This is a genomic window from Okeania sp. SIO2F5 (assembly GCF_010692685.1).
Taxonomy (GTDB): domain Bacteria; phylum Cyanobacteriota; class Cyanobacteriia; order Cyanobacteriales; family Microcoleaceae; genus Okeania; species Okeania hirsuta.
Window position 1 is genome coordinate 1 of record NZ_JAAHGU010000015.1, and the last position, 26,046, is coordinate 26,046.

The 26,046-nt window shown below is 36.8% G+C and carries 19 protein-coding genes; 2 read left to right on the forward strand and 17 right to left on the reverse strand.

The features are described 5' to 3' along the window. Positions 1-184 precede the first annotated feature (184 nt). From F6K27_RS08585 to F6K27_RS08630, 10 genes are all read right to left on the reverse strand, one after another. Positions 185-1,222 (reverse strand): methyltransferase, encoded by a 1,038-nt coding sequence (locus tag F6K27_RS08585; RefSeq protein ID WP_124143157.1) that lies wholly within the window; start codon positions 1,220-1,222, stop codon positions 185-187. 446 nt (positions 1,223-1,668) lie between these two features. After that, the gene (locus F6K27_RS08590) at positions 1,669-5,643 is read right to left on the reverse strand and encodes a non-ribosomal peptide synthetase (protein WP_287275047.1); all 3,975 of its coding nucleotides are present in this window, start codon (positions 5,641-5,643) and stop codon (positions 1,669-1,671) included. A 182-nt stretch (positions 5,644-5,825) separates the two neighbouring features. Beyond that, positions 5,826-6,797, reverse strand: a complete 972-nt coding sequence (locus F6K27_RS08595) for a DMT family transporter (RefSeq protein ID WP_287275045.1) — start codon at positions 6,795-6,797, stop codon at positions 5,826-5,828. Positions 6,798-7,217: 420 nt separating this feature from the next. Further along, on the reverse strand, positions 7,218-8,327 hold the full coding sequence (locus F6K27_RS08600) for a D-alanine--D-alanine ligase (RefSeq protein WP_287241321.1): 1,110 nt from the start codon (positions 8,325-8,327) through the stop codon (positions 7,218-7,220). A gap of 741 nt (positions 8,328-9,068) precedes the next feature. After that, entirely contained in the window at positions 9,069-10,064 is a 996-nt protein-coding gene (locus F6K27_RS08605; RefSeq protein ID WP_287275044.1) for a DMT family transporter, read from the reverse strand. Between the two features lie 44 nt (positions 10,065-10,108). Then, positions 10,109-11,638, reverse strand: a complete 1,530-nt coding sequence (locus tag F6K27_RS08610; protein WP_287275043.1) for a sodium/proline symporter — start codon at positions 11,636-11,638, stop codon at positions 10,109-10,111. 153 nt (positions 11,639-11,791) lie between these two features. Further along, on the reverse strand, positions 11,792-13,156 hold the full coding sequence (locus F6K27_RS08615; protein ID WP_287275042.1) for an ATP-grasp domain-containing protein: 1,365 nt from the start codon (positions 13,154-13,156) through the stop codon (positions 11,792-11,794). Between the two features lie 75 nt (positions 13,157-13,231). Next, positions 13,232-13,588, reverse strand: a complete 357-nt coding sequence (gene panD / locus F6K27_RS08620) for an aspartate 1-decarboxylase (protein ID WP_124143152.1) — start codon at positions 13,586-13,588, stop codon at positions 13,232-13,234. 246 nt (positions 13,589-13,834) lie between these two features. Further along, positions 13,835-14,680 (reverse strand): O-methyltransferase, encoded by an 846-nt coding sequence (locus F6K27_RS08625; protein WP_287275040.1) that lies wholly within the window; start codon positions 14,678-14,680, stop codon positions 13,835-13,837. Between the two features lie 230 nt (positions 14,681-14,910). After that, entirely contained in the window at positions 14,911-16,254 is a 1,344-nt protein-coding gene (locus F6K27_RS08630; protein ID WP_124143150.1) for a sedoheptulose 7-phosphate cyclase, read from the reverse strand. Between the two features lie 1,744 nt (positions 16,255-17,998). On the opposite strand from F6K27_RS08630, the gene F6K27_RS08635 reads away from it, so the two are divergent. Together F6K27_RS08635 and F6K27_RS08640 are read left to right on the forward strand one after the other, a co-directional pair. Continuing rightward, complete coding sequence (locus F6K27_RS08635; protein ID WP_124143149.1) at positions 17,999-18,223, forward strand: hypothetical protein; 225 nt, start codon at positions 17,999-18,001, stop codon at positions 18,221-18,223. A 305-nt stretch (positions 18,224-18,528) separates the two neighbouring features. Next, positions 18,529-19,392, forward strand: coding sequence for a pentapeptide repeat-containing protein (locus F6K27_RS08640; protein WP_124143148.1), 864 nt, complete (start codon positions 18,529-18,531; stop codon positions 19,390-19,392). A gap of 242 nt (positions 19,393-19,634) precedes the next feature. Here F6K27_RS08640 and F6K27_RS08645 read toward each other — a convergent pair whose 3' ends face one another. From F6K27_RS08645 to rplQ, 7 genes are all read right to left on the reverse strand, one after another. Then, complete coding sequence (locus F6K27_RS08645) at positions 19,635-20,114, reverse strand: hypothetical protein (protein WP_124143147.1); 480 nt, start codon at positions 20,112-20,114, stop codon at positions 19,635-19,637. Between the two features lie 987 nt (positions 20,115-21,101). Beyond that, positions 21,102-22,211 carry a peptide chain release factor 1 gene (gene prfA / locus F6K27_RS08650; RefSeq protein WP_287275039.1) on the reverse strand — a complete coding sequence of 370 codons (1,110 nt, stop codon included), beginning with the start codon at positions 22,209-22,211 and terminating at the stop codon, positions 21,102-21,104. A gap of 121 nt (positions 22,212-22,332) precedes the next feature. Continuing rightward, positions 22,333-22,584 (reverse strand): 50S ribosomal protein L31, encoded by a 252-nt coding sequence (gene rpmE, locus F6K27_RS08655; RefSeq protein WP_124143144.1) that lies wholly within the window; start codon positions 22,582-22,584, stop codon positions 22,333-22,335. A gap of 709 nt (positions 22,585-23,293) precedes the next feature. Continuing rightward, positions 23,294-23,704, reverse strand: a complete 411-nt coding sequence (rpsI, locus tag F6K27_RS08660) for a 30S ribosomal protein S9 (protein WP_124143143.1) — start codon at positions 23,702-23,704, stop codon at positions 23,294-23,296. Between the two features lie 5 nt (positions 23,705-23,709). Next, positions 23,710-24,159 carry a 50S ribosomal protein L13 gene (gene rplM, locus F6K27_RS08665; RefSeq protein ID WP_287275037.1) on the reverse strand — a complete coding sequence of 150 codons (450 nt, stop codon included), beginning with the start codon at positions 24,157-24,159 and terminating at the stop codon, positions 23,710-23,712. Positions 24,160-24,504: 345 nt separating this feature from the next. Continuing rightward, positions 24,505-25,347 carry a tRNA pseudouridine(38-40) synthase TruA gene (truA, locus tag F6K27_RS08670; RefSeq protein WP_287275035.1) on the reverse strand — a complete coding sequence of 281 codons (843 nt, stop codon included), beginning with the start codon at positions 25,345-25,347 and terminating at the stop codon, positions 24,505-24,507. A gap of 202 nt (positions 25,348-25,549) precedes the next feature. Continuing rightward, on the reverse strand, positions 25,550-25,900 hold the full coding sequence (gene rplQ / locus F6K27_RS08675; RefSeq protein WP_202225091.1) for a 50S ribosomal protein L17: 351 nt from the start codon (positions 25,898-25,900) through the stop codon (positions 25,550-25,552). Between the last annotated feature and the right edge of the window lie 146 nt (positions 25,901-26,046).

The following is a 26,046-nucleotide window of genomic DNA, read 5'->3' on the forward strand; positions in this document are numbered from 1 at the left end:
ATTATCTCTCCCCAAATCTTCCCTCTTAACCTTTTCTCTCTTACCTTCTGTCTCCTGTCTCCAGTATAGCTGTCTCCTAGTCAAAAAAACTTGATATTTATATGAAGATACGGTTAGGGGTTCTATATGAAAATCAATGTGGGAAACAGCGCATCACATTACAGTAATGTGATGCGCCGATTATTTAAAGAGGACTGAACTCCATAACTGTCACACTTGTGCCAGTATGAACGATTTGTTCGAGTTGGAAACCACTTGCTGCAAACAAATCTTTGTATTCTTGTTCGGTACGCCAATAACCTCCAGGATTAGTAATCATCATTTGCACTGCAGCTAAAGCTGGTATTGTGCCATCGGGATATTCTACAGGCGCTCCCACAGAAGGAACTAAAGTTTGTAAAAGTATAACCCGACCATCTTTTGAGAGAGCTTCTCGACAGTTAGTCAGTACCTTGATAGAATCTTCGCGACTAAATACCGATAGAAAATATTTCATTACAATTGCATCGGCACCTTTTGGTAAAGATTCCAAAGCACTCCCACCAATAACTGTTACTGCATCATTAACTCCATGTTTTGCCAGATTATTAGGAGCAGTTTCTACTTCATGGGGTAAGTCAAACAAAATACCTTTACAGCCGAATCTTTTCACAATATTGGCAATTAATGTACCTTGATTTCCTCCCACATCCATTACTGTCTGAAAACGACCAAAATCATAAACTGCAAATAACGGGTCAACAACTTCAGTAGTTAAATAACTCATGGCATTGTTGAACAGGTTTTTACTTTTGGGATTTTCTGTCATATAGGAAGTATAAAAATCCTTACCTTTTGCTAATTCAAAAGGAACTTCTCCAGTCTTTAAACTGTTTTCTAATTCTCGCCAACCATCCCACATATTAGGCTCTGTAATGTGCATTAAAAAATCACCGATAGAAGGGGAACCATTAGTAATCAGAAGTTCCGATAATTCTGTAGAAGCAAATACCCGTCCAGGTTTTTCTAAAAAGACACCTAAATGAGCTAAAGCACGCAGCACAACATAAAGTTTTTCTACTTTTGTGCCTGTTTTTTCTGCTATTGCTTCAACGGTTTGTTGTCCGTTATGCAGCAATTCTGGTATACCTAAATTTGTTGCTACATAAACACACTGACTTTGCCAGTAACCGTAAATAATTCGATAGATTTTCTTCTTAGATTCTGAGGCAGATCCTAACATAATTAAGCTCCAATTTTTTTACTAACTATATGATAAAAGCAAATACTCTCAAAAAGGTACTTAAACTTATTTGTTCCATTAGACATCTCCTCCAAAAGACGGAACAGGGTTAACGAAGTCAGAAGTCAGAAGTCAACCCACCCCTAACCCCTCCCAGGAGGGGAAGTCATAAGTTATTTTTGTAATACCAATTTGAAAAAAGAATGTTACGAATAATCAGCGTGATTAAAAGATTTTAAAAGAGATGTCCCTTTGACAAAAAAGATAATTTATGCCCTAAAAAAATGGTATTAAAGCCATTCCTATACGACTCCTGACTCCTAAGAAATATCCTAGCTATTTGTAGCAAACATTTATCAATTTGGTATAACGGGGATTTGAGCAAGCCTCCAAATAATTGCGAATTGCTATAACTGATAGCTGGTAGCTAACTGCTGAATACTTACCTACTTTAAATGCTCACTCAAACGTTCTGCTAATACTTTATTGTTTGGTTCCTTGATAAATGTAAAATGATTGCCAGGAACCATAACTACCTCCATATCAACTACATCTAAAATAGCATACATTTCTACCCAAACTAATTGCGGATCTATTCCATGAGGATGCTTTTCTTCCGCACGAAAGACTGTTACTTTTCCGGAATAAGGCCGACGTTTATAACTATAAGTTGCCTTCAAAGTGCCAATAATTACATCAATAAACCGCCGATTTTGTTCGCGAGTCGCTTCCTGGGGAAATAACTCTAATTTTTCCGCTTTATCAATAATAAACTCTATTTGCTCCTCTGAACTTAGCCCAATTAATTCATCCTCACTAACTAAATTAGTTATACCAAACATTCCTCCAAAATAACGACTTAATACACCCCTCATGTACAAATTATCAATCTTTTTATTGTGGTCTAATAGAATAGGAGCCCAAGGATCTAACAAAGCCAATAAACTAACTTTTTTCCCTTGTTGAAGTAACTGCTGTGCCATTTCAAAAGCAACAACTCCACCAAAAGACCAACCACCAATTTGATAAGGCCCTTCTGGTTGAAATTCTTGAATAGTTTTGATATAGAACTCAGCCATATCTTCCACATTTGTGAAGATTTTTTCTCCTTCATTAAACCCCTGTGCTTGTAAGCCATAAAAAGGTTGATTATTACCTAAATAACGGGACAATTCTTGGTAATAAAATACATGACCTCCCGCCGGATGTACGCAGAAAAATGGTTGCTTATTTCCCTGAGTTTGCAAAGGAACTAGAGAAGAAGAAATAACTTGATTTTCTCCTCGGATTAAACTTGCTAAATCTTCAATTGTGGGATTAGTAAACAGAGTAGATAAAGGTAATTGTTTGGCAAACTTTTGCTGAATTTTTGCCATTAAGTTAACTGCTAAAACAGAATGACCTCCTAACTCAAAGAAATTATTTTTAATTCCCACCGGATTAATATTGAGAATATTTGACCAAATTTCTGCTAACTTCCCTTCAATATCATCTCGTGGTGCAACAATATTATTACTCTCACTAAAACTAGAAATATCTGGTACAGGTAAAGCACGACGGTTAACTTTCCCATTCGGAGTTAACGGTAGTTGTGACAAAACCACAAAAGCTGAAGGCACCATATACTCTGCCAACTTTTGTTTTAGATATTGTTTGAGTTGCGGTACAATTTCTTGATTCGCCTCAGTTTCGGGCACAATATACGCCACTAAACGTTTATTACCAGGGTTATCTTCCCTTGCCAAAACTACTGTTTCTTTAACAGTGGGATGTTGACTGATAGTCGTTTCAATTTCTCCAATTTCGATCCGAAAACCTCGAATTTTGACTTGGTTATCGATGCGACCAATAAATTCGATATTACCATCAGGAAGATAGCGAGCTAAATCTCCTGTTTTGTATAGTCTGCTTTTTCCTCGATCGCTAAACGGATTGGAGATAAATTTTTCCGCAGTCAGCTCCGGACGATTAAGATAACTATTTGCTACACCAACTCCACCAATATATAGCTCCCCAGGAACACCCATGGGAAGTGGTTGTAGATCGCGACTAAGAATGTAGAGTTGATTGTTAGCAATAGGACGACCAATGGGAGGAAGTGCTGGCCAATTTACCGCAGTTCCTTGTAAAGTATAAGCAGAAACCACATGACTTTCTGACGGTCCGTACTGATTTTGCAACCTACAGTTGGGGAGTCGTTTCATCAACTCAATTAGGTCTGGAGTAATCTGTAATTGTTCGCCTGCTGTAACAATTTCACGCAGTTGTGGCAAAGTTTGACATTGAGCAGCAACTGTCGCTAACTGCTGCAAAGCGACAAATGGTACAAATAGTTTATCTACTTCGTTATCAACCATAAACTGCATCAAAGCAAAACTATCGCGCCTGACTTCTTGAGAAACTAAAACCAGAGTACCGCCTGAATATAACGTTGAAAAAATTTCTTGGAAAGATACGTCAAAACTGATAGGAGCAAATTGTAATGTTTTTGCACCTTGACCAATAATTGCTTCCTGTTGCTGCCACATAATTAGGTTGACCAAAGCGCGTTGACTCATGGCAACTCCTTTAGGTTTACCTGTGGAACCGGAAGTATAGATGATGTAGCCTAGATTTTCGGGTTTAGCCACTTTTGCTAAATTTTCTGTAGGCAATTGAGCGATCGCTTCCCAATCTTTATCCAAACAAACAACCTGTGCTTGATGCTCCGGCAATGATGTCACTAATGATTCCTGAGTTAGCAACACTGATACTTGTGCATCAGCAAGCATATAAGCTAAACGTTCTGAGGGATAGCTTGAGTCGAGCGGTACATAAGCTCCTCCTGCTTTCAGGATTCCTAATATACCTACGACCATTTCCAAAGAACGTTCTACACATATTCCCAAGTGTGTTTCTGGCTTTACTCCCAACTTTTGTAAGTACTGAGCTAGTTGATTTGCTTTGGCATTCAACTCTGAATAAGTCAGTTTTTTATCTTCAAAAATTACTGCTATTCCATCTGAGTTTTTTTCTACTTGACTCTCAAATAATTCATGGATACATTTGCCTTGAGGATAATCTGTTTTTGTATTGTTCCACTCCACCAATATTTGCTGTTTTTCCCTCTCACTCAGTATCGGTAACTTATCTACTTCTGTCTGAGGATTTTCTATAATTGCTATTAGTAAATTCTGGAAATGTTCAGCAATTTGAGTCACAGTTTCCGCTGCTAATACATCACTATTGTATTTCCAATCAACCCAGAAATATTCCTCTAACTGAATTGCTTCTAAACTGAGTTCAAAATCTACCTTTTGCTGTGGGAGTTGATAATATTCTAATTCTAATTCTTTGGCATTAAATAATTTATCGAACTTGTAGTAACCAAAGGCTGCTTGACAGATAGGAGAATAACTCAGATTAGATAATTTGAGTTGTTGTACAAGTAGAGCAAATTGATAATCTTTGTAGCTTTCTGTTTCAAATACTTTTTTACTGACTTGAGTCAAAAAATCTGTAAACTTGAGATTCCCTGAAATAGAATCTCTGATAACCGTAACATTAGTAAAATTGCCAATAACTCCAGGGAATAATGGTTGATTTTCTCGGTTTTGTAATAAACCTACAAGTAAATCTTCTTCTCCTGTGTAGCGGTAAAGCAGGGCTTTAAATACTGCTAATAGTATTTCTTCGACCTTGACTGTTTCTGTTTTTGCCAGTTGTTCAATTTGTTTAATTAATTGTAAATTTATGGTATGCTTTATTGATTTTCCATTATAAGTTCTAATGGTTGGACGAGGAGAATTTGTTGGTAATTCTAACACTGGTAATTCATCAGCCAAATTCTGTTGCCAATAATCACCCAATTGTTTTCCTTCTGAACTATTGAGCAAGTCTAATTCTTTCTGAATATAATCTTCATAAGACTTATTTAATATGGGTAAATCTAGAGATTCATGATTAATTTTTGATTCATAGAGAGCAACAAATTCATTTACTAATATTAATAAAGACTCCCAATCTCCAGCTATTTGATGAACAGTCAATAACAAAATATTCTCTGTTACCGAACGTTTAAATAAACAAGCACGAAATACCCCGCTATTTTCTAAGTTAAAAGGACGTTTGAGCGAGTCAGATAAATGCCCTTCTAACTCCTCATCGCTCCAAGATGAAGCAGAAATTTGTTCAAAATTAATATCGACATTTTCCTGAATTGTTTGAACTATTTTTCCATCTTGTTCGTAATAGATACTGCGAAGAATAGAGTGACGTTCAATTAATACTTGTAGTGTATCTTTTACACTTTGAATATCCAGAGGTGATTTAATCTGAAATGCTACAGACACTTTGTCTGTTAAACCTGTAGCTTTGAATTTATACAGAAACCAATTTGCTTGCTGTATGTAGGAAGTAGAAATTGATCGTAAAGTAGACAAAATTTGATTCCTCTTTAATTTAGCGAATATTGGCGTTGCTGATTTGAGGTATGATATCAGTTCTGGAGAAGAGCGCTAACAAAAAACTTTCTCTTCTACTACTTTCTTCTTATTTCTTCCCTCCTGAGTCCTGACTCTTGACTCCTAAAAAATTAATATCATACACTAATTCAGCAATGCCTTTAGTCATTTTCCAGCTTGATAGCAGATGTGCTAGAAATAGCCAAATACATTCCAAATAAAATTACAAAGAAACTTACAACAGTCAAAAAATTCAGGCTTTCTGAGAAAATAGCCCAACCTTCCACCGCACTGAGAGCAGGAATAATCAACGCCACTAAGCTACTAAACCCGGCAGATAACTTTTTGAGACAATAAGCCCAAAGTCCCATAGCAAGCATTTGACTAACGAGAGCTTGGGCAATTACTGCAAACCACCCATTTATCGAAGTTGGGAAAAGTTGCTCTTTGGCAATTAGAACAACAGGTAACATAAATAGAAAACTTGTTGTTGTAGACCAAGTCATAATAGTGACAGGGCTTAAATTACTACGGAGTCGCTGAATGACAAGTGGATGTATTCCAAAAAACACTGCTGAGAGCAAAGCTGCTAAACTTCCTAATAGTTCTTGGCTCATCCTCAATGATAACAGTTCTTTTGCTTCTAGTAAAGTTGCTCCAAAAATCGCAACTACCATACCAATCAAAAATCGATTGTCGAAAGTTTGACCTAAAGCTAGCCATCCTCCTAAGACGGTAAATATTGGCACCAGATTATGGATCATGCTAGAGTTAGCAATACTCGTTTGATTTAAAGACCAAGCCCAAAGCATTAGACCTACTGATATAAGAACACCATCTATTATTAGTAGCTTTGCCCTATTAACTAGATGGTGCTTCTGTTGTTCGAGTTGAGTTTCTTTATTTTGGTCTCGGTGGCGTGCTGTCAATAAAGTATTTAGCAGCCAAAAGGCAACAGCGGCTATCCAAAAACGATTAAATGCTGTAGCGTTTGGTCCTATTTCCAGTTCGCTCAAACGGATAAAAATGGGTGAAAAAGAGAGACAGATTATGCTAGCTGTTAATGCAACTAAGGAATCTATCGGTAAAAATGAGACAAACTGTAGCTTTAATAATTTTGCTTGAGCATTCATCTTTTTTTTCTAGGCTAAGTCAAATGGGAATGATAATAACGATAAATTAAGGCTGCTGAATAGCCAGTGTCCTAATTAGAACAGGACTTACCCATGAGGTACGAAAAACTAGGACTTGAGATTGCTTCCCTAGACGGAAATACGTTGAGGTGCTTGTCACCCCTTGAGACTCTAATGTTTACTTATCTGTAGGGACGTTGCATGCAATGTCCCTACCCACTCCCCTACTCCCCACTCCCTAACTCCTCTGCTCAATAAAATGAGAAATGGTATTATCAAAATAATATGGGTCGCGCAACCCTGCCTTTTAAGGCGAAATGTTTTTGGAGGCTTGCTCAAATCCCCTACTTCCCCTCCTGGGAGGGGGAGGGGCGAGGGGTGGGTTAACTTCTGACTTTTGACTTCTGACTTCTGACTTCATTAAATCTTTGCTACTTGCTCTGATTTGCTGTACTTAAACAATGAACCACAAGCTACGCGAGTTCTCCCTGCTGCTGCACTCCACAGTTGCAAAGCCACATCTTCTAAACTTTGCCCATCAGCTTGAAGCATCCGAGAAATCATGCTAATTTTGCCGAAAGACCAAAATAATCCTGCTTCAAGCAGATATGGCTCATTGGTTTCTGCGTGTACTCGGAAGTCATACAAGGAGTAATCACGACATCCCAATGCAATATGAGCCTTCTTAGCACTATCGCCAAGTTTCTTGAATAGTTCTGGTGTGACATTCGCTGGACATACTGGCTTCACTTCTGGTTTCTCAGGTTGTTTTCCAGGAGTTCCGTCTGATTTTAGCTCCAACTTATCATGTACAGTTCTAATAGGGTGTTCCTCCGTGACTAAGTACTCTATCATCGGCAAGACGGACAACTTACCTTCATACTCAACCACACCTACACGAAATTCCCTTCCAGGAATATAATCCTCCACTAACAACGTCTCGTCTAGTTTAAACCCAACTTTCAATGCTCCCTCTATTTGAGATTCATCCCACACCAATGTCACACCCAAAGAATTGTCTTCCGAGGTAGGTTTCACTACAAAGGGCGGCTCCATTGTTAATTTATCTCCTCGGCGTAGTTGTTGTGCTTTGGCAACCAGGACATCAGATGCAGAAACAATGCTCCTTGTCTGTGCTTTGTTAGTTGCTAATGCTGTGCAATGGGATGGCGACCCAACCACGGGGATACCAATGATATCCTCAAATAAAGCCCTGAAACTGGTCATTCCAGGAAAGCAGAACATATGGGGAACTACTACATCAATCTGAGGTAGTCGAGGAATCATATCCTGGAGAGACATCTTTTCTGACAAGGAATCTAAGGATGTTCCTAACTGCCAAAGACTGTCAGGATTTACGACTGCATAGTAGCTACTGACACCCACTGGTTGTACTACTTCTTTGGCGTAGATTATTGATAAGTTGTAGTAAAAGTCAGAGACAATGGAACCTGCGAGGTGCAATACTCGTAACATTGGCATTGTCTTTAAGGATGAAGGTTGAGTCTGAGAAATTTTTTCTAATGTCATAATTAGTTGTTTTGTTTCTATTAAATTAGTTAATTGTGTCCTAAATTTTAACAAAACAAAAAAAGTAGAAAAATTAATTTTTATTAATTTTGACTAGTTTCAGATCACGAATATTAAATATATTACCAAAAACTGTAGGACTTTTCTAGGTGATTTTGTATTGAGTCTACTGTGGACTACAGCCAGACAATAACATCCCCTAGCTTCCACTTAAATATTACTGCATTTTTCTATTTTTTTTCCCCAATTATTTAGCCTAATATTCTGTTATTTTACTTTGAAGGTAGTTCTTTTTCATTAGTTTTCAATGTTTGATATTCATCTGAAAAACAAACTGTAATTTTATCTTAGATGAAGCTAAACTAGTGCCGCTACACGGAAGTTAAAAGTCAAAACTTAAAAGTCAATCATTTTTGATTTGTAATTGTTTTAGGATTTTGTAACTGGTCAGTTATTTCCACCATCCTGCACTAAGGAGATTTTCAATCAAGTTCATAAAATAAAATTAAGGGGTTGCTGAATCAATGAATATTTTGGGAAGTTGACATTCCATATATTTCCCTTATACCTTCCCTCCAACTCCTGACTCCTTACTCCTGGCAAAAAACTGAATCGCCGACAAATATCCCAAATGCGTTCTATAAATACTGATGATATTAAAGCTTCTAAATCCCCGAGTATTTCGTCTCTGGTTAATAATGAGATGTCATTTAATTCTAGCAAAGCTCTCAACTTTTGCCTTCAATAAGAAGGTTCAACTTTCGGTTTGATAGCAGACCTACTAGAGATAGCCAAATACATTCCCAATAAAATTACAAAGAAACTTACCGAAGTCAACAAGCTAAGATTTTCTGAGAAAATTGCCCAACCTTCGACAGCGCTGAGAACAAGAATAAATAACGCAACTAGACTAGTAAGTCCAGCAGATAACCTTTTGAGAGAATAAGCCAAAAGTCCTATACCTAACATTTGAGCAACAACGGCTTGAGCAATAACTGAAAACCAACCAGTGAAAGAACTTGGAAAAAGTTGCTCTTCAACAATTAGAGCAAAAGGCAATAATAATAGAGAGCTAGTTGCCGAAGACCAAGTCATAATCGTGATTGGGTTGATATGAGCTCGGAGTTGCTCAACTATCAGTGGGTGTATGCCAAAAAATACTGCTGAAAGTAATGCTGCCAAATCTCCTAGTAGTTGTTGGCTGACTCTTAGTGATAAAAGGTCATTCATTTCTAATAATGCAGATCCAGCGAGCGCCACAAACATACCTAGCAGAAATCGATGGTCAAAGGTTTGACTTAAAGCTAGCCACCCTCCTAAAACAGTAAATATGGGAACCAGATTATGCATCATGCTAGCGTTGGCAATGCTTGTCTGAGTCAAAGACCAAGCCCAAAATGTTAGACCCATCGAGAGAATAACCCCATCTGCTATCATAAGTAGCTTGGCTCTGTGAAGTAGATGGGGTTTTTGTTGATCTGATTGGATTTCCTTTTGGGTTTCCTTTTTTCGTTCTCGGTGGCGCACAGCCAAAAATCGACTCACTAACCCAAAGGCAACAGTCGCAATCCACAAGCGATTAAATATTGCGGCATTGGGACCGATTTCATATTCGCTTAAACGGATGAAAATTGGTGATAAAGATAGACATATCGTCCCACCCATCAATGCAGCTAAACAGTCTATCGGTAATGATAAGAATAATTGTAATCGTGATACTTTATTTGGAGCATCCATCTTTTTCCGTCTCGATCAAACTGATACAAAGTAGTACAATTTTTTTATTTACTCAACTCTCTAGAGTCGGTCAAAAAATAAACAATTCCATAAACAATAAAGCCTGTAGCCATACCGGGAAGTACTTCATAAATAGCACTAGATAACCCAAGTCCTAAATCCCAGGCTATAGAAACAATAATTCCAATAATCATCATGGCGATCGCTACTGGCACACTTATAGGTTTTTGCCAAACCCGCAATACCAATAATGGGCCTAAACCACAAGCTAAAATTGACCAAGAGAAAATTACTAAAGCGAATACGTTATTGTCTCCTGTTAGGGCAATTACTAATACAATAGCTGTGACAACTAACGTGGCAATTTTAGCCCTTCTATAAGAATTAGCTGTAGTAGGAATCAAGTCTTGACTCAATGCAGCCGAACAAGATAGAATCTGAGAGTCTGCTGTGGAAATTGCTGCTGAAAATAATCCTGCTAACATTAACCCCACCATCACTGCTGGTAAAAGTTCCATAGATAGATAAGGTAATGCCAATTCTGGGTCACTTGATGTGATTAAATCTGGCAACAATGCTCTTGCAGTTAACCCAACACCGAAGGCTGTGGCAGAGTTTATTTGACCGCAGACAAATTTAATGTTTCGAGCAAAAGCCACATTCTCTGCGGAGTCAATTGCCATTGCTCGTACTAATATATGAGGCTGACCGACAGCGCCAAATCCTGCCACTATCCATCCCAAAAAGTAAGGGAAAAATCCCCAAGGCAGATTAGCGGGAATCAAATTTGTTAAGGTGGGGTCAATTGCATTGAGTTTTGTCCAAAGTTCTCCAAACCCACCACAGTTAATCAAACCGACTATACACAGAACTAATAAGGAGCCAATCATCAAAATTGCCTGCACTGAATCAGTCCATATAGAAGCACGAATGCCTCCTGAAAAACAGTATATAACGACAATTACAGCTCCAATGATAACTCCTAATTGATAGTTCCAGCCAAATATTGCATTTAGTCCTTTGCTTGCTGCTACCAGTTGAGCTGAAGCATAAGTACCGAGAAAAGCAATAGTAATTAAGGCTGAAATTATTGTAATCAAGCGCCCGTTATTTTTTCCTGACCTTAGATTTTCTTGACCGAGGAATGAGGAAACTGTATCTGAATTTGTTTGTTGAGAGACTAACCTCAACTTTTTGAATATCAACCACCAAGCAATATAGTCTCCTATTGCCCAAGCAACAGGTATCCAAATGGAAGCAACTCCTACTTTGTAGGTAAAGCCAATTACTCCAATGAATAAATATCCACTCTGACCTGTTGCCATTGCTGATAAAGCTGTCAACCAGGGATTAACATTTCTACTAGCAAGTAGGTAATCATTTGTTGTGTTTTGTTTTTGGGTTGCGGAGTAAATGCCTACTACTGTAAATGAAAGTAAAAAGGCAATAAATGTTATCGCAATCCAAATTTGTTGATCCATAAAAATTGATGATTTAACCTTAGTAGAAATCTGTTTTTTCTTTCTTAATTTCTGGTAAGCATTTAGCTGCCAGCTATCAGATCTCAGCTTCATTTAAAGCAAGCTAGTCCTTCTTGTACTTCAATTCTCTTGTTGAAAATGTAGTATAAGTTAAACAAATGCTTGCTTCATTTATTCATTCATTAAAGAAAATGAGAGCTAAACGCTTACGGTTTCTGAGCTTACATTCTACAGAAATCCAATTTGTTAATCTCCGCCCAATTCTACTAATTTCCCAATATTAAAATCAATTCTTACCCACCCCTTTAATTTTTGCAGATTACCTAACAAAAGTAAAGGAATTTGCCAATGGTGTACCATCAAAAATGGTAAGGGGTCATTTATTTGAAAAATACCATCTGTTCCTTGAAAAATTCTGTTAATCCAAGTTTTTAATTGTCCCAAAGATCTAATTCCTGTCAGTCGCCATAATTCATGGTAAGTCCAATAAGTAGGTTTACTATTTGGCAGTGGTATTAGTGAGGCTTCATTTTCATCTTTACTATCTTTCAAATAAGCATCTGCTACTCCTGGATGGTCGTAAAATGTTGTAATAGCTGAGTGAGTTCTAGGATTACATTCTATGGGATAAACTCGACCATCTTCTGTTTGAATAAAGTCAAAGGATATTTGCCCAGTAATATTTAATTCTCTGACAAATTTTTCTACCCATTGATAGATTTGAGGTCTATCTACATGATGATAATTGACTTGAAATTCTGATGATTCGCAACAACAATAGAGTCTAACTTTACCCTTTCTGACAGTGCTATGGGTACAATATTCTTTGCCTTTCACAAATTCCTGCATAATCCAGGGTTTCTGTTCGCTAATCGGCAAACTATTGACAAATTCCTCCATTTCTGCTTTTGAATTCATGGGCAGTTTTGTCATATCTAAACGACGCACTGAATCGTAAGGGATACTTTTGAGAATATATTTACTCCCATCAGTAGCAAAGTCAAAATTGAGAACTTGTTCAGGATTTGTAATTAAAAATGATTTTGGTACAGATAAACCAAAACTTTTAGCTTTTTCAATAAATGTAAATTTATTATCTAATAGTTGCGTAATTTCAGCGTCAAAATGCAATACTTCACAATGTTCCGATATAAGTGGTTTTGCTAAAGATTCATAGTAGCTTCCTGCCGGACTAGAAACTGGAATAAATACATCTATCTTTTCTTTTTTAATAATCTCTAATAATCCTTGAGAATAGCCTTCCCAATCTTTTTGGGGAAAGGGTAATGTGTAGAAACCTGTAACAGCATTAGAAAATCTATTTCCTGATAACCAATATTTATTTGCTTCTAGCAGAAAAACTTTGTGCCCTGCGGCATGGAATGAACGGGCAAGTTGCAAACATTTTGTCATTTTTGCACCCGTAATTAGGATGTTTTTTGGGTTTTCAGCTACTACTTTTTTTTGAAAAGGTTGACTGATAAAATTCCATAGCAGCGATGGTATTACTTTCAGGAAATTGAAAGGTAAAACAATTAATAATAAAATTAGAGTGCCGAGATTTTGGAAAAGTGCATAAGCACGTCCTTGAACAAATAAAATTAGTGCCATGTTATTATTTATAATCAGGAAAAAAGTGTTAAGTTTTTGAGAATAAAAATTTAGCTGTAGAGGTAGGTCTAAGTATTAGCTTTTCTGTAGAGGATTATTATTTTTATCCACTAAAATAACTTGAGGACGATGTAGAAGTGCTTCTTCTGGTGTCATTTGAGCATAAGCGATGACTATTATCTCGTCCCCAACAGCATTTATTCGGGCTGCTGGACCGTTGAGACAGACAATACGACTACCCCATTCCCCTGGAATAGTGTAGGTTTCTAGCCGTGAACCGTTATTGACATTAACTACTTGTACTTTTTCATAAGCTAAGATACTGGCAGTTTTTAGTAGTTCTTCATCAATGGTAATTGAACCCTCATAATATAGTTGTGCTTCAGTTACTTTGAGTCGATGCAGTTTACTCTTAAAAATTGTCAGTAGCATTTGATTATAATTATTTATATCGGTAACACCTATGATGTTATATCATGTCAGGTAGCATCGGTATTGTATAGCAAGGGTAGGGAACAGGGAACAGGCAAGAATACTTAAGAGCAAGAAAAAAACTTAAATTCACTGTAGATATTCACCTTTGGGTTTACACTAATGATACCAGCTGACATGATGTTACCGAATATTCAGGAGTTATATCCAATTATTTATTGGGTTAATAATATCCTCAAACCATAACTACTTTCGTTTAATAATAGTTACCCCATCTCTTAAAGGCAATATAACTTGTTCTACTCTGGGATCTTCTGCAACAAAACGGTTAAATTTAGCGATCGCTTCTCCATTAGCAGCACGCTTTTCTGGTGGGAGATAAGGTTGCCCTTGCAATAAAGTATTATCAACACAAATAAATCCATTTGGTGCTAATAAACTTGTATCTAAGAGAATTCTGAAATATTCTATATACTCTTTTTTATCGGCATCAATAAAGACTAAATCAAAAGTTTCTCCGGCATCTGCCAATTTTTGCATAGTTTCCAAAGCTGGTGCAACTTCGACTGATATTTTCTTCCCAGCAGGAGACTTTTCAAAACAAGCTTTCGCAAAGTCAGCTACATATTGATCCACTTCACAAGCAACTTCATGTCCATCTTCTGGTAGCGCTTCTGCCATTGCTAATGCAGAATACCCGGTAAACATTCCAATTTCTAGGATACGTTTCGCCCCAGTCATGTGAACGAACATTTTGAGAATTTGCCCCTCAATATGCCCAGATAACATCTCCTGTTCTAACTGGCGCACTGTTTCGCCATCAGAAAATCGTAAATTCCAGGGTTCCCGGCGAGTCTTTTCTGCTAATGCTGCTAACGCATCTGACTCCTGGGTAGTATTTTTTTCAATGTAGGGGTCAAGACCTTCTGCTAATTGGTAAGCATCTTTAATAGCTTCAGCAAGTTGGGCAGGTATTTCTACGGTTTCTGCCATCTTGACAGTTTTTTCAAGTTGCTCTACTAAAATACCCAATGGTGTAACTGGTCTGGCAGTGTTTGTATTTACAGTTTCTGTATTTACAACGGTTATCATATTTCTATTCCATTACTATTACTATTGGATAAGTAGAATGGGCAAATACTAAATCATCTATAGCATACGAAAACAAAGTTTTATCCTAAGCATTACAAGGCTTTGAGATTAATTATCGCAGAGGTCTGATGAAAAGTTTGCAGTCTTTGCCCACTATTGTTCTTTTTTTCAAAAGGGAGCAGGGAGGAATTTCTTGTTTTCTCCACCCCACATCACAACTTCTATTTATTTTACTCCAAACCAAGATCACTTAAATACATTTGTTCGCCTTTTCCTTCATTTGGCACAGAGGTACAAAAATTCTTATGTTCCTCCACAGCAGATATTAATAAGTCTGAGGGAACTTCTCCAGCAAAACTACAACTACCAATACCTGTAGGTAAAGGTGCCCATAACCCACTACTACCGCGCTTGCGACGCATATTTTTCTGTCCTTGAATCATCAAATCACTGTCTTCGAGGATAGGATGATAAACTGATAAACCAAGAGAAGAACATAGTGCAACTATTCTGTCGCGATCGCCTTTTTCTAACCAACCCATTTCCATTGCTAAGGTTGCTCCAAAAGCCATGCCAATAGTAACAGCATGACCGTGCATCAATTTGACTGCTGGCTCAAATTTGGGACTCCAGGTGTGACCGTAAGCATGGGGTCTGTCTTGATAGGTCTCGAACATATTTGTTCCCTCATGCTTCATGTAGGAATACAATGCTCGATAAATTACTTCATCAGCTACCTGGATCAGTTCCTCATCCGCATCAAAGTTAGCAAAATGGGTTTCAATTAACCGTGGGCCGTATTCTTCTAGTAAATCAAATAGCACTGGGTCATCAGTTACTGCCATTTTGATAATTTCTGCCATCCCATTACGGATATGACCTTTTGCCAAAGTGCGGAATAAGCTACGGTCTACTATTGTGATAACTGGGGGATGATATGCACCGATACTATTTTTAAATAGCTGACCATTTGTGCAGGTACGAGGAGATGGTCCAGCATCAATAGCTGCAACTATAGAACTTCCGATCATCACATAAGGTGTTCGTCGGTGCTGCAAAGCACAGGCCAAACCTGCCACATCGCTGAGTACGCCACCTCCAATGATTAGTACAGGTTCGTTGCGGGATACATCACAGCCATCTTTACCTAAGAATTGGAGTATGCGCTGAACTGTTTCTGGAGTTTTGTCTGATTCCCATGCACGACATACTAGAGTTTCTAGGGGAATCTCATTGTGCTTAAAATAAGCTTTCAGTGATTCTCCATAAAGTTCATCGACCGTTTGATCGACAACTGCTACACAACGACCACGACTTTTGTAGATTTCTGCCAACACTGGGTTAGATGGGTTTAGTACTCCATATACCAACTTTACTTCTGACTTGAGAGTAAAGGTTGCAGAAATCTCAAATGAGCGACCGTCTTCTACCGCTTTAATTTCTCCACGACCATCGTACCACTCTGAGGTTCGGTACTTCTTTGCATGATCGCGTCGAATACTGGGGTCAAATGTGAAGTCTGGCTTGCTAATTTCTTCGGTTAATGCTGTAGGGGGTAATATTGTGTTGGTCATAATTTTAGTTAGTTAATGGTTTGCTCCGAAATTTTACTTCTTAATAACACACAATCGAAGTTTTTGGTTAAACTTAAAGTCAGTTTATCAGCACATTATAGTACACGAATTCAGTGGTTTTTAGGGATATTACTACTTGCTGAGAGCAGTTTTTTTTCATTAATGCTAATTCAACAACTAATATTTAACGATTAATCATTAGTAATCACCTTTTCTTCAAAAGAATATGACTGACTAATACCACTATCATCAAATCTTGCTACAGTAGTTTATTTTCCTGGTGAAAATATGGATATTAATACTGTAACCACCTTTGTATTCATTTGGTATCAAAAGGCATAATAATATTTTCTCTTGAAAGGATAGGCTTTAAACCTAAAATTATTAATCATCAATTATTCAGTGAATTTTTTTTGCTACTACAGTATTTCCGATCAGTGTACTCTAGTACTGAATGTAAATATTTTAGTACATTTACAATTAATTTTGATCGCTATCTAGGAAATATCTATTAAGTCCTTAGAAATACATTGAAGCAATTTTAGATATCATAAACATAGACAATCTTTGTATAATTTAAAGATTGACTGATGCTATAGACTTAAGAAGTCCTGTCGTAAGAGGTTAACTAGGTGCTAATAATCACTATTTTGTCAACACCAAAACCTATTACAGTTTCCTTATTTGATAGCAAAACTGAATTGATGTCACCATTGGTGTTTTCTTGTTATTTTACTTGTGATCAAAATTATAGCAGAAAAACGATACTCTTGTCGATCTTCTAACTTCCACTTCAAGTTACAACCGTGATTCACGTTTTGATCTGGATTTAACGGCTGCTTGATAGGTATTGTGTTTAGCATAGTTGTCAAATCCTTGTATTAATGACTAATTGACTGACTTGGTAATTTTAATTATGGCGACGTGAATCTAATTTACATTTATGTTTGCGATCGCTTTTTATTCTTTACCACTTGGAATTATAAATTACTTCGTACTGAAGGAGTATTTTAGTAATGCTACTAGAATAACTAGCTTAATGTGTGCCTGAAGGCAGGCAAGGTAAAAGTTCTACATTTTCAACACTGTTAGGAGGTTGGAACTTTGTGCCTCACTTTTAGGGAAGTCACCCTAGAAAAATACTTCATTATCTATGAAATTGTATTAGTGAGGAATGCGTTTTCTCCAACTTTCCAAACTTCATTTCACTATCTTGAGGTTTTAGCCAACACATTCTCAAGGTTTACTGTGTAGCTATTTTCCCCATTCATTCAATAAATTTGGTAGAGCCGTTAGATCACCAAGATATACTGACGTTTTTAGTAATATCCTTAAATTAGGGACATTCAATTTTTTGGACTGTACTAATAAATTCACTTTTGGTTTGCAATGGTTAGGTCATGGCTCTTCAATATGTTAACTATTGTTCTCGTTTGTTAGTTTAACTCTTGATTCGTATCATTTTACTTAATATTAAGTAAATCTTTATTAAGTTTTAATAATTATACATAAATTTAATTAATATTATGCATATATATGATGTTTATATGATATAGTAAATATTTTTATTAGCTTTTTTTTTAAGACCATAGCTTTTACTATAGCTAGAAATACTTAGAACTACATCAGCAAAGTGTGGAATAAGTAATATCATGTCTGGAATAATAACCCTGAAAAAAACTTTCTCATCCTTCTTCTTTTCCTCCTATATAAGCTATTTGGTATCTTGACCTTGATAATAATTTTGAGCCATGGAGTCGTCCGTGAGATAGAGGCAATAGGAGAAAAAGGTGGAAAAATATTTCCATACTCCTCCATAAAGAGTCTGGGGAGATGGGGAGTGTGGGGATATGGGGATATGGGGATATGGAGACCCACCCCTAACCCCTACCAGGATGGGAATATTGAGAAAGATTTGGCAATGGCGCTCAGATGGAAAATTTCTTTATATCGAATTAAACGGATTTGATATAATTAGGATCTTTAGTTTTGCTGTATTGCTATGTTCGACTATAAACCCAAATTCAGTTGAAGTAAGGGATTTAGCCGACACACTAATCTTTGCCAATATCATTCCATAATGTCCAACTCCTTAATACTCGGTATGTTCGGTGGGTTACAGTGGACAGTTAAGATTTTGGTTCGCGACTCATAATTATTGTTGCCTAACCCACCCTACGCCTGGATTTAACATTCCTTTTACAAACAGTCTCTTATAGTTATTACTCCATAACAGAAATATATAAATATCTCTAAGAAGTTATCTAATAAAAAATGGCAAATAAAGAATATCTCGCCCTACTTAATCGGGATGTAATTACATGGAATGAATGGAGACAGAAAAATCTACATCTACAAGCAGATCTTACTAATGTCAACCTCAGAGGTATTAACCTGCAAGGTATTAATTTTCAAGGAGTAAATCTCACAGGAGCGAATCTCTGTTTAACTCAATTAAAAACAGCTAACTTAAGATATGCTAATTTAACTTCAGCTCAACTGATTCATGCTAACCTTACTTCTATTAATCTTCAGGGAGCTAACTTAAGATATGCTAATTTGATTTCTGCAGATCTAAGACAGGCTAACTTAATAGATGCTGATTTAGTTGGTGCAAATTTAATTGGAACTGATTTACAAAATGCTATTTGTCGATATGCTGATGCTACTTCAGCAGACCTGAGAAGAAGCAACTTAGCCAAAGCAGATTTAATAGAAACTAACTTCAGTTATGCTAATCTTAGTCATGCTAATCTCCATGAAGCTGAATTGATTGGGGCTTATTTTTACCAGACTAATTTAGACAAAGCTAATCTGATTGAAGCTCATCTGAGTAGAATTCATTTATCAAATGCTTCTTTAAAGGAAGCAAATCTTTATAAAGCAGATTTTAGGTTTGCAAACCTCAAAAAAGTTAATTTTCTAGGTGCAAATTTGAGGGGGGTTTATTTCCGAGGAACTAATCTAAGTAAGGCTATTTTAATTAGAGCTGATTTGAGAGGTGCTGATTTGAGAGGTGCTGATTTGAGAGGTGCTAATCTTACTGATGCTTTGATTAATGATATTAACCTTTCTGAAGCTAATCTTCAGGAAACAATTATGCCTAATGGTAAAGTTAATTATAATGATGAAACTTGATATTTTTAGTATTTTAACTATGTAGTATAAATACCATTTATGTTTGAGATATGAACAGGGAATTCAATATTTTAGAAAATAGGGAAGAGGTGTAGATTTGAAAAAGTTTTTGTAAGCAGAAAAAATAATAATCTAATTGAAAAACTCATCTAAAAAGATGATAAATCATATTAATTAAAATTTCAGACATACTCTAAGACCGAGAAAATCAAAAAACTAAGTGCTAATGACAAATTACAATATTATTCGCTAGGGCCTTCTAATATTTCTTGTACTTCATTATTAGTTTTGCCTAAAATTCTTGCTATAGGTCCTACTAAGTTTGTATCTACTGCTTTGCCTGCATAAATATCTTTGAGTTGCTCAGGAGAAATTTTATGAATATCACAAAATTTAATAAACTCATGGCCACTAACCTGCAGTTGTTCTTGCCTTTCTCGCAACAAGAGGGCTACCGCTCTTGGTCCATATTTAGGTCGTTCAGCCAGAGCTATATATTTCTGCATTAAGTCATTGACTCTACTTCTTTTTCCTCCCACCCTTCGCAGTAAATCTAGACAAGCTAGCCTTAAAGCTTTGTGTAGCCTTTCCTGCTCATTCATAACTTCTAGAATTTCTTCGGCATATTCAGGTTTACAAATGCCCACTAATTCTCCATCATTTAAAATTGGCACATAGAAACCCATTCCACATTCCCAAGATAATTCTTCATTGGTAGTCATGCCCAAATCTCCTACTTTTCTTTAATTTGCTAGAATTAGAATACTTTACTACGTTATATCAAATTCATTTCTGAGCTGCATAGAATAATATACAACCCATATTCCGCACCACAAAATGTAGTATAGAAGAAGGAGTAAGGAGTCAGAATTTACGAGAAAATCATAGCTACAGTGATTGAGTAAACAATCAAGCAAGTATTTATGATTAATTATTTACTCGGGATTTGATGAACGAAAAAAGTAATTGAGATGATTTGCATAGTATGAATACCTACCAACCTACGGATTTTTATAATACTTTTAATGTTACAAATCGAAGTGCGGAATGTGGGATACAAGACTTATGGCGTTGCACAGTGACAAATTATTTTAGATTTTTGATGAACAATATTTTGGGTTTGAGAATTGCTAAAATGATTAATATTAGGTTTTTTACTCAAAATCTAAACTAATTTTTGGCAATATCATTCCATAATGTGCAAACCCAGACTTATATAATGTTCGGACGGGTCAGTTATAAATATGGTTTGCTGATTAAATCTCAAAACATTGACAGATAAAGGCTTTAGTCTTTTTATTGTCGAAAAAATTGCCTGGTTTTCAGTGCCTCAAGCTCATGCTTATGAGCATTTTGAGCAGACAAGGGCAGAAAAATCAAGGGACAAAACATCCAACTACCTCCTCTATAATTCCCATTTCTCCTGACTCAGTCCTCCCTTGACCATGCATACTTTTTCAGCAAACCCTAAATAAAATTGGTGTTGCTGAAATTTAATGGTAAGTAGCTGAAGGTAAAATTGAAAAACTTATGTTTTACATAGCTAAAAGTCTTATACTATCAGCTTTTTATCCCCCATATTGCCTGTTCCTGCGCACAGCGCTATACTTGCTAATATAAGCATATTTTATAAAAAAAACGAGAACTTTGTCCTCGCTTTTTGAGTGATATTGATATTATGTGAATAAGTCTATTTCACAAAATGTCAATTAGACTGACATTGGAGTAGATGTGGATGCTGCCAACTCTTGCAAACGTTCCTGCTGGTCTTGGGTAATACAAGCTTGAATTACATTTTCTATATCTCCCTCAAGAAGAGGTGCAAGGGAAAAGTTCTGACTCAAGCGATGATCTGTCACCCTATTATCTTTATAGTTATAAGTCCGAATTTTTTCTGAGCGGGAACCAGTACCTACTTGCGATCGCCTCATCGAACTAACTTCTTGTTGTTGCTCTTGTAGCTTAATCTCATAAAGTTTAGCTCGTAAAATTTGCATTGCCCTCTCTCTGTTTTGTAGCTGACTGCGCTCCTGAGTACAGAAAATTCTAATTCCTGTGGGTTTATGAAATAAATCCACAGCAGTTTCCACCTTGTTCACATTTTGTCCACCTGCTCCACCAGAACGAGCCGTTGTTAGTTCAATATCTTTTGCATCTATTTCCACTTCTACATCATCCACTTCTGGCATGATGGCCACCGTTGCCGTTGAAGTATGTACCCTCCCACCTGCTTCTGTCACTGGAACTCTTTGAACCCGATGAACTCCTGCTTCAAACTTCAGCTTACTATAAACCTGTTCTCCCTTAATCTCTAAAATTGCTTCTTTAAAACCTCCCATATCTGCTAAAGATTCACTCAGTAAACTCACCTTCCATTTTTGAGTTTCTGAGTAACGGGAGTACATTCTCACCAGATCCCCTGCCCAAATACTAGCTTCATCCCCTCCTGTACCAGCTCTAATCTCCAACATAATATTCTTATCATCGTTGGGGTCTCGTGGTAGTAGGGCAATTTTCATTTTAATTTCCAGAGATTCCAGTTTGGCTTCCAATTCCTCTACTTCCATTCTGGCCATCTCTTCCATTTCTTGGTCGCCACCAGCTTCTTTCAAGATTTCCTTAGCATCCGCTAATTCTTGCTGACTATTTTTCCACTCTTCATAAGTATTTACCACCTCTTCTAATGAGGAGCGTGCCTTAGCTACTTTTTGGAACTCAGTTGGATCTTTTGCAATATCTGGATCTGCTAAACGTAGAGTTAATTCATTGTAAGTTTGCTCAACGGATTTTAATTTTTCTAGTAAATATGTTTCAGCCATTGTCAGTTGTCCCTTGTCTTAATTAGTATTTTGTTTATGGGGAATTTTTTGTGAGATGTTGATGTTAATTGTTGTCCATAAAATATTACAGACAACTAATTAAGGACAATTGACATTCCAGCTATTTTTTATCTTTACTCTTCTTAGATTTAGAGCTTTTCCCTCCATCTTTTTTACTATACTTACGCATAAATCTCTCAACTCTTCCTTCAGTATCAATAATTTTCTGAGTACCTGTAAAAAAGGGATGATTTCCCGACCAAACATCAACATTAATCTCTGGTTTTGTAGAACCAATTGTCATTACTACTTCACCATTGCAGTAAACTTTGGCTTCTGGATACCACTCAGGATGAATTCCAGCTTTAGGCATTTTCTTTACTCTACTTAAAATTACAAATATTTTTTCTATACAATATCTTAGCTTATTGCACTGAATTGACAAAGCTAATTTTGTGCATTCAATTGTTGGGTTGGGGGCGGGTTCATCTAAATAATTTGTAACACCATTAACTTAATGCAGAACCCGCCCCTACTACACTATTGCAAAATTTTAGATGTGTCATACCAATTTTATAAATTTTTGCTACAAATATTTGGACTGTTTCGAGTAGTCAATAGTCAATAGTCAGTAGAAGTAGCTTTTATTCTCATTTTTTGCCATGAAAAAATCTATTATAGTAAATTTGCATCTGACTTAAATTACTTTAGTTGACTAAACTATTCGTAACATTCTTTTTTCAAATTGGTATCACACCACTAGGGCCTGTCATCAATTAGAACTATAAGCTTTGTGAGTCAAGGTTTTTAGCGCCTGTAGTCTTTCCAAGCCAAAAGTTCAAAACTCTTGCTACATAGTACTTTCAGATTTAATTGATGACACGCCCTACTATAGCGCTATTGAAAATTTTATCAAAAGACATCTGGTGAAAATCAAAAATCAAATCAATTCTTATCCATAAATTATCAATTATTTCTCCCTGTTCCCTGTTCCCTGTTCCCTGTTCCCTCTTTTGGTGGAGATGTCTAAAGTTTTTGCCAATTATCATCAATCTTGTAACAATTGGCAATTTTTCAGTATATCATCGTTTAGAATATTGAGGTGCTTTACGAGCTTTGCGTAAACCATACTTTTTCCGTTCTTTTGCCCGGGGGTCGCGAGTCAAATATCCTTCTGTCTTCAGAGGTTTACGATTATCTGGGTCTAACTGGCATAAAGCTCTAGCAACGCCTAATTTAATAGAATCAGCTTGTCCTGTTAACCCACCTCCTGTAGCTTTCACTAGAATGTCATACTCATTTTCCAAACCTAAAGTCTCTAGTGGAGCTTTAGCCGATGATAAATAACCATGATTATATTGTAGGTATAACTCACCATCCTTGCCATTAATAATCAATTTGCCTGTACCTGGAACTAGGCGTACTGAAGCGATCGAGGACTTACGACGACCAGTACCCCAATACATAGCACGGCCACTTTCTTTTGCTTGCATTATTTTTATTCTCCTGGAGTAGTTTCAATAATTAACGTTTCAGGTTTTTGAGCTTGGTGAGGATGGTCAGGCCCTGGATAGACTTTTAGTTTAGCATGAAGTTTTCTGCCCAGAGAATTTTTTGGTAGCATTCCGTAAACTGCCTCCTCAATAATTCTTTGAGGCAAACGAGCTTGCAACTTAGAAAAAACCTCTGTTTTCATCCCTCCTGGCCTTCCAGAATGGCGACGATAAAGTTTCTGACTACTTTTTTTACCAGTTACATTCACCTTTTCAGCATTAACGACAATCACAAAATCTCCTGTATCGAGATGTGGAGTATAAGTAGGTTTATTTTTACCCCTAATAATCATCGCAATAGCAGTAGCTAATCGCCCTAAACGCTGTTCTTTAGCATCAATAACATACCATTTTTGCTCTAGAGTATTCAGTGGTGGAACGTATGTTGTATTCATAATTTACTTAATTTAGTTGTTTTTTTTACTGCTTATATTGGCTTTTATTGTCAGTTTAATCTGATGGAATTATTCGCTCAGTTTACCCAATTGTCAGTTATTATTCTTTGATACTTAATCAGGAATTACGCATTTTTCCGACATAAACACTATATGTACCATAGTGCTATAGTTTTTATCTACTATATGTAGTGCCTTTGCGTAATTCCTGTTAATGGAAAGTCTCAATAGAGATACTTATAGCGGTTTTTTAGAAAGAAGTCTCCAGTAACAGCAGTGAGTAAACCAGTTTTGCAACATTTTAGGAGTGACTGAATCCATCAAAGTAGCGATCGCCTGCTCTAATCAATAAAAAATAAATTTAGGCATATTATTATACCAAACTTCTTGAGTAAAAGGAAACTCCAGATAACCAACCCGCAATAAACAGAGGCCACTAGCCGGAGCTGAGTGCTTCACAACATCCCTTCTTTGATTAACCCAGATATCTGTAAAATTTTTCACAGATAGCTTCTGTTGACCCACTTGAATGAGTAACCCCACCAATAATCGCATCATTCCATATAGAAACCCACTAGCTTGAACCTCTATATGAATAAATGGCCCCTGACTTTCACACTTAACCTCTTGTACATCTACCCAAGAATGAGGACGAGAAGAGCCAGCTCTTTGAAAAGCAGCCAAGTGATGACAGCCAATTAAAGGATTCAAAGCTGCTTGAATCAACAATGGATCTAACTGTGCTTGATAGTAATGCCAAACAAAAGGCATCACAAACAAATTAGGCCGTTTTTCTGTATATAGGGTGTAGCGATAACGCCGCGAAGTTGCAGAAAATCGAGCGTGCCAGGTAGATTCAACTTGAGCCGAACTTGCGATTAAGATATCATTAGCTAGCCGTGAATTGAGAATAGTAGCCCACTTATGGGCAGGAATTGGGCCTGGAACATCGAAATGGGCTACTTGTGCTGCGGCATGAACTCCCGCATCTGTTCTTCCTGCACCATGTAATATTACAGACTGGTTAACCACAGAAGAAATAGTATTTTCAATCTCTTCTTGTACAGTTCGTTGATTTGGCTGTCTTTGCCACCCATGAAAATGAGTGCCTTGATATTGAATTACAAGAGCAACACGCTGAACTAAAAGTTGGTTATTAGCCATGGGAAAGTTGAAAGTTTGTGACATACTCCCACAATGCTGATCAAGAATCAGATGTAGGCTTCTCAGGGACTTCTCTATGAGAACATTGACTGAGCTACCAAGGGATGCCCCACCTCTCTAAAGCTTAAAAGTCAATCTTTGTCACCATTAAATTTTTACTATTAATAAAATGGTCAAGTACTAACTTTTTCTGATTGATTTCCCAACTATCTCTTAACTATAGACCTTAAACCAGTTCAATAATTGCCATTTCTGCGTTATCTCCACGACGGCGAACAGTTCTTAAAACACGGGTATAACCTCCATTACGAGAACCGTATCTATCCTGTGCTCCTTCAAATAGAGAGTGAACTAGCTTTTTGTCAAATATATAACCTAAAGCTTGTCGGCGAGCTGCTAACGATCCATCCTTTGCCAAGGAAATCATTTTTTCTGCTTCTGACTGTACAGCTTTAGCACGGGTTTTTGTGGTAGTAATCCTACCATGACGGATTAATTCAGTGGCTAGAGACCGCAGAAGAGCACGACGCTGATCTGCTGGTTTTCCTAGCTTTGGAACACGACGACTATGACGCATGACTACTTTGAGTATCTAAAATATTTGAGCTAATTTTTTCAATTTGTGTTTCCGTACTGCTACTAACAGCTTCAAAAACTCAGTCGGTCATCTTTGGAAAGCAAATAGTATTTCAGATTGACATTTTTGATGCCATTGACAAAAAC

Coding starts and splice junctions, on each gene's coding strand:
- F6K27_RS08585 (WP_124143157.1), bottom strand. CDS start 1,222: ATGTTAGGATCTGCCTCAGAATCTAAGAAGAAAATCTATCGAATTATT.
- F6K27_RS08595 (WP_287275045.1), bottom strand. CDS start 6,797: ATGAATGCTCAAGCAAAATTATTAAAGCTACAGTTTGTCTCATTTTTA.
- F6K27_RS08600 (WP_287241321.1), bottom strand. CDS start 8,327: ATGACATTAGAAAAAATTTCTCAGACTCAACCTTCATCCTTAAAGACA.
- F6K27_RS08605 (WP_287275044.1), bottom strand. CDS start 10,064: ATGGATGCTCCAAATAAAGTATCACGATTACAATTATTCTTATCATTA.
- F6K27_RS08610 (WP_287275043.1), bottom strand. CDS start 11,638: ATGAAGCTGAGATCTGATAGCTGGCAGCTAAATGCTTACCAGAAATTA.
- F6K27_RS08615 (WP_287275042.1), bottom strand. CDS start 13,156: ATGGCACTAATTTTATTTGTTCAAGGACGTGCTTATGCACTTTTCCAA.
- panD (WP_124143152.1), bottom strand. CDS start 13,588: ATGCTACTGACAATTTTTAAGAGTAAACTGCATCGACTCAAAGTAACT.
- F6K27_RS08625 (WP_287275040.1), bottom strand. CDS start 14,680: ATGATAACCGTTGTAAATACAGAAACTGTAAATACAAACACTGCCAGA.
- F6K27_RS08630 (WP_124143150.1), bottom strand. CDS start 16,254: ATGACCAACACAATATTACCCCCTACAGCATTAACCGAAGAAATTAGC.
- F6K27_RS08640 (WP_124143148.1), top strand. CDS start 18,529: ATGGCAAATAAAGAATATCTCGCCCTACTTAATCGGGATGTAATTACA.
- F6K27_RS08645 (WP_124143147.1), bottom strand. CDS start 20,114: ATGACTACCAATGAAGAATTATCTTGGGAATGTGGAATGGGTTTCTAT.
- prfA (WP_287275039.1), bottom strand. CDS start 22,211: ATGGCTGAAACATATTTACTAGAAAAATTAAAATCCGTTGAGCAAACT.
- rpmE (WP_124143144.1), bottom strand. CDS start 22,584: ATGCCTAAAGCTGGAATTCATCCTGAGTGGTATCCAGAAGCCAAAGTT.
- rpsI (WP_124143143.1), bottom strand. CDS start 23,704: ATGCAAGCAAAAGAAAGTGGCCGTGCTATGTATTGGGGTACTGGTCGT.
- rplM (WP_287275037.1), bottom strand. CDS start 24,159: ATGAATACAACATACGTTCCACCACTGAATACTCTAGAGCAAAAATGG.
- truA (WP_287275035.1), bottom strand. CDS start 25,347: ATGTCACAAACTTTCAACTTTCCCATGGCTAATAACCAACTTTTAGTT.
- rplQ (WP_202225091.1), bottom strand. CDS start 25,900: ATGCGTCATAGTCGTCGTGTTCCAAAGCTAGGAAAACCAGCAGATCAG.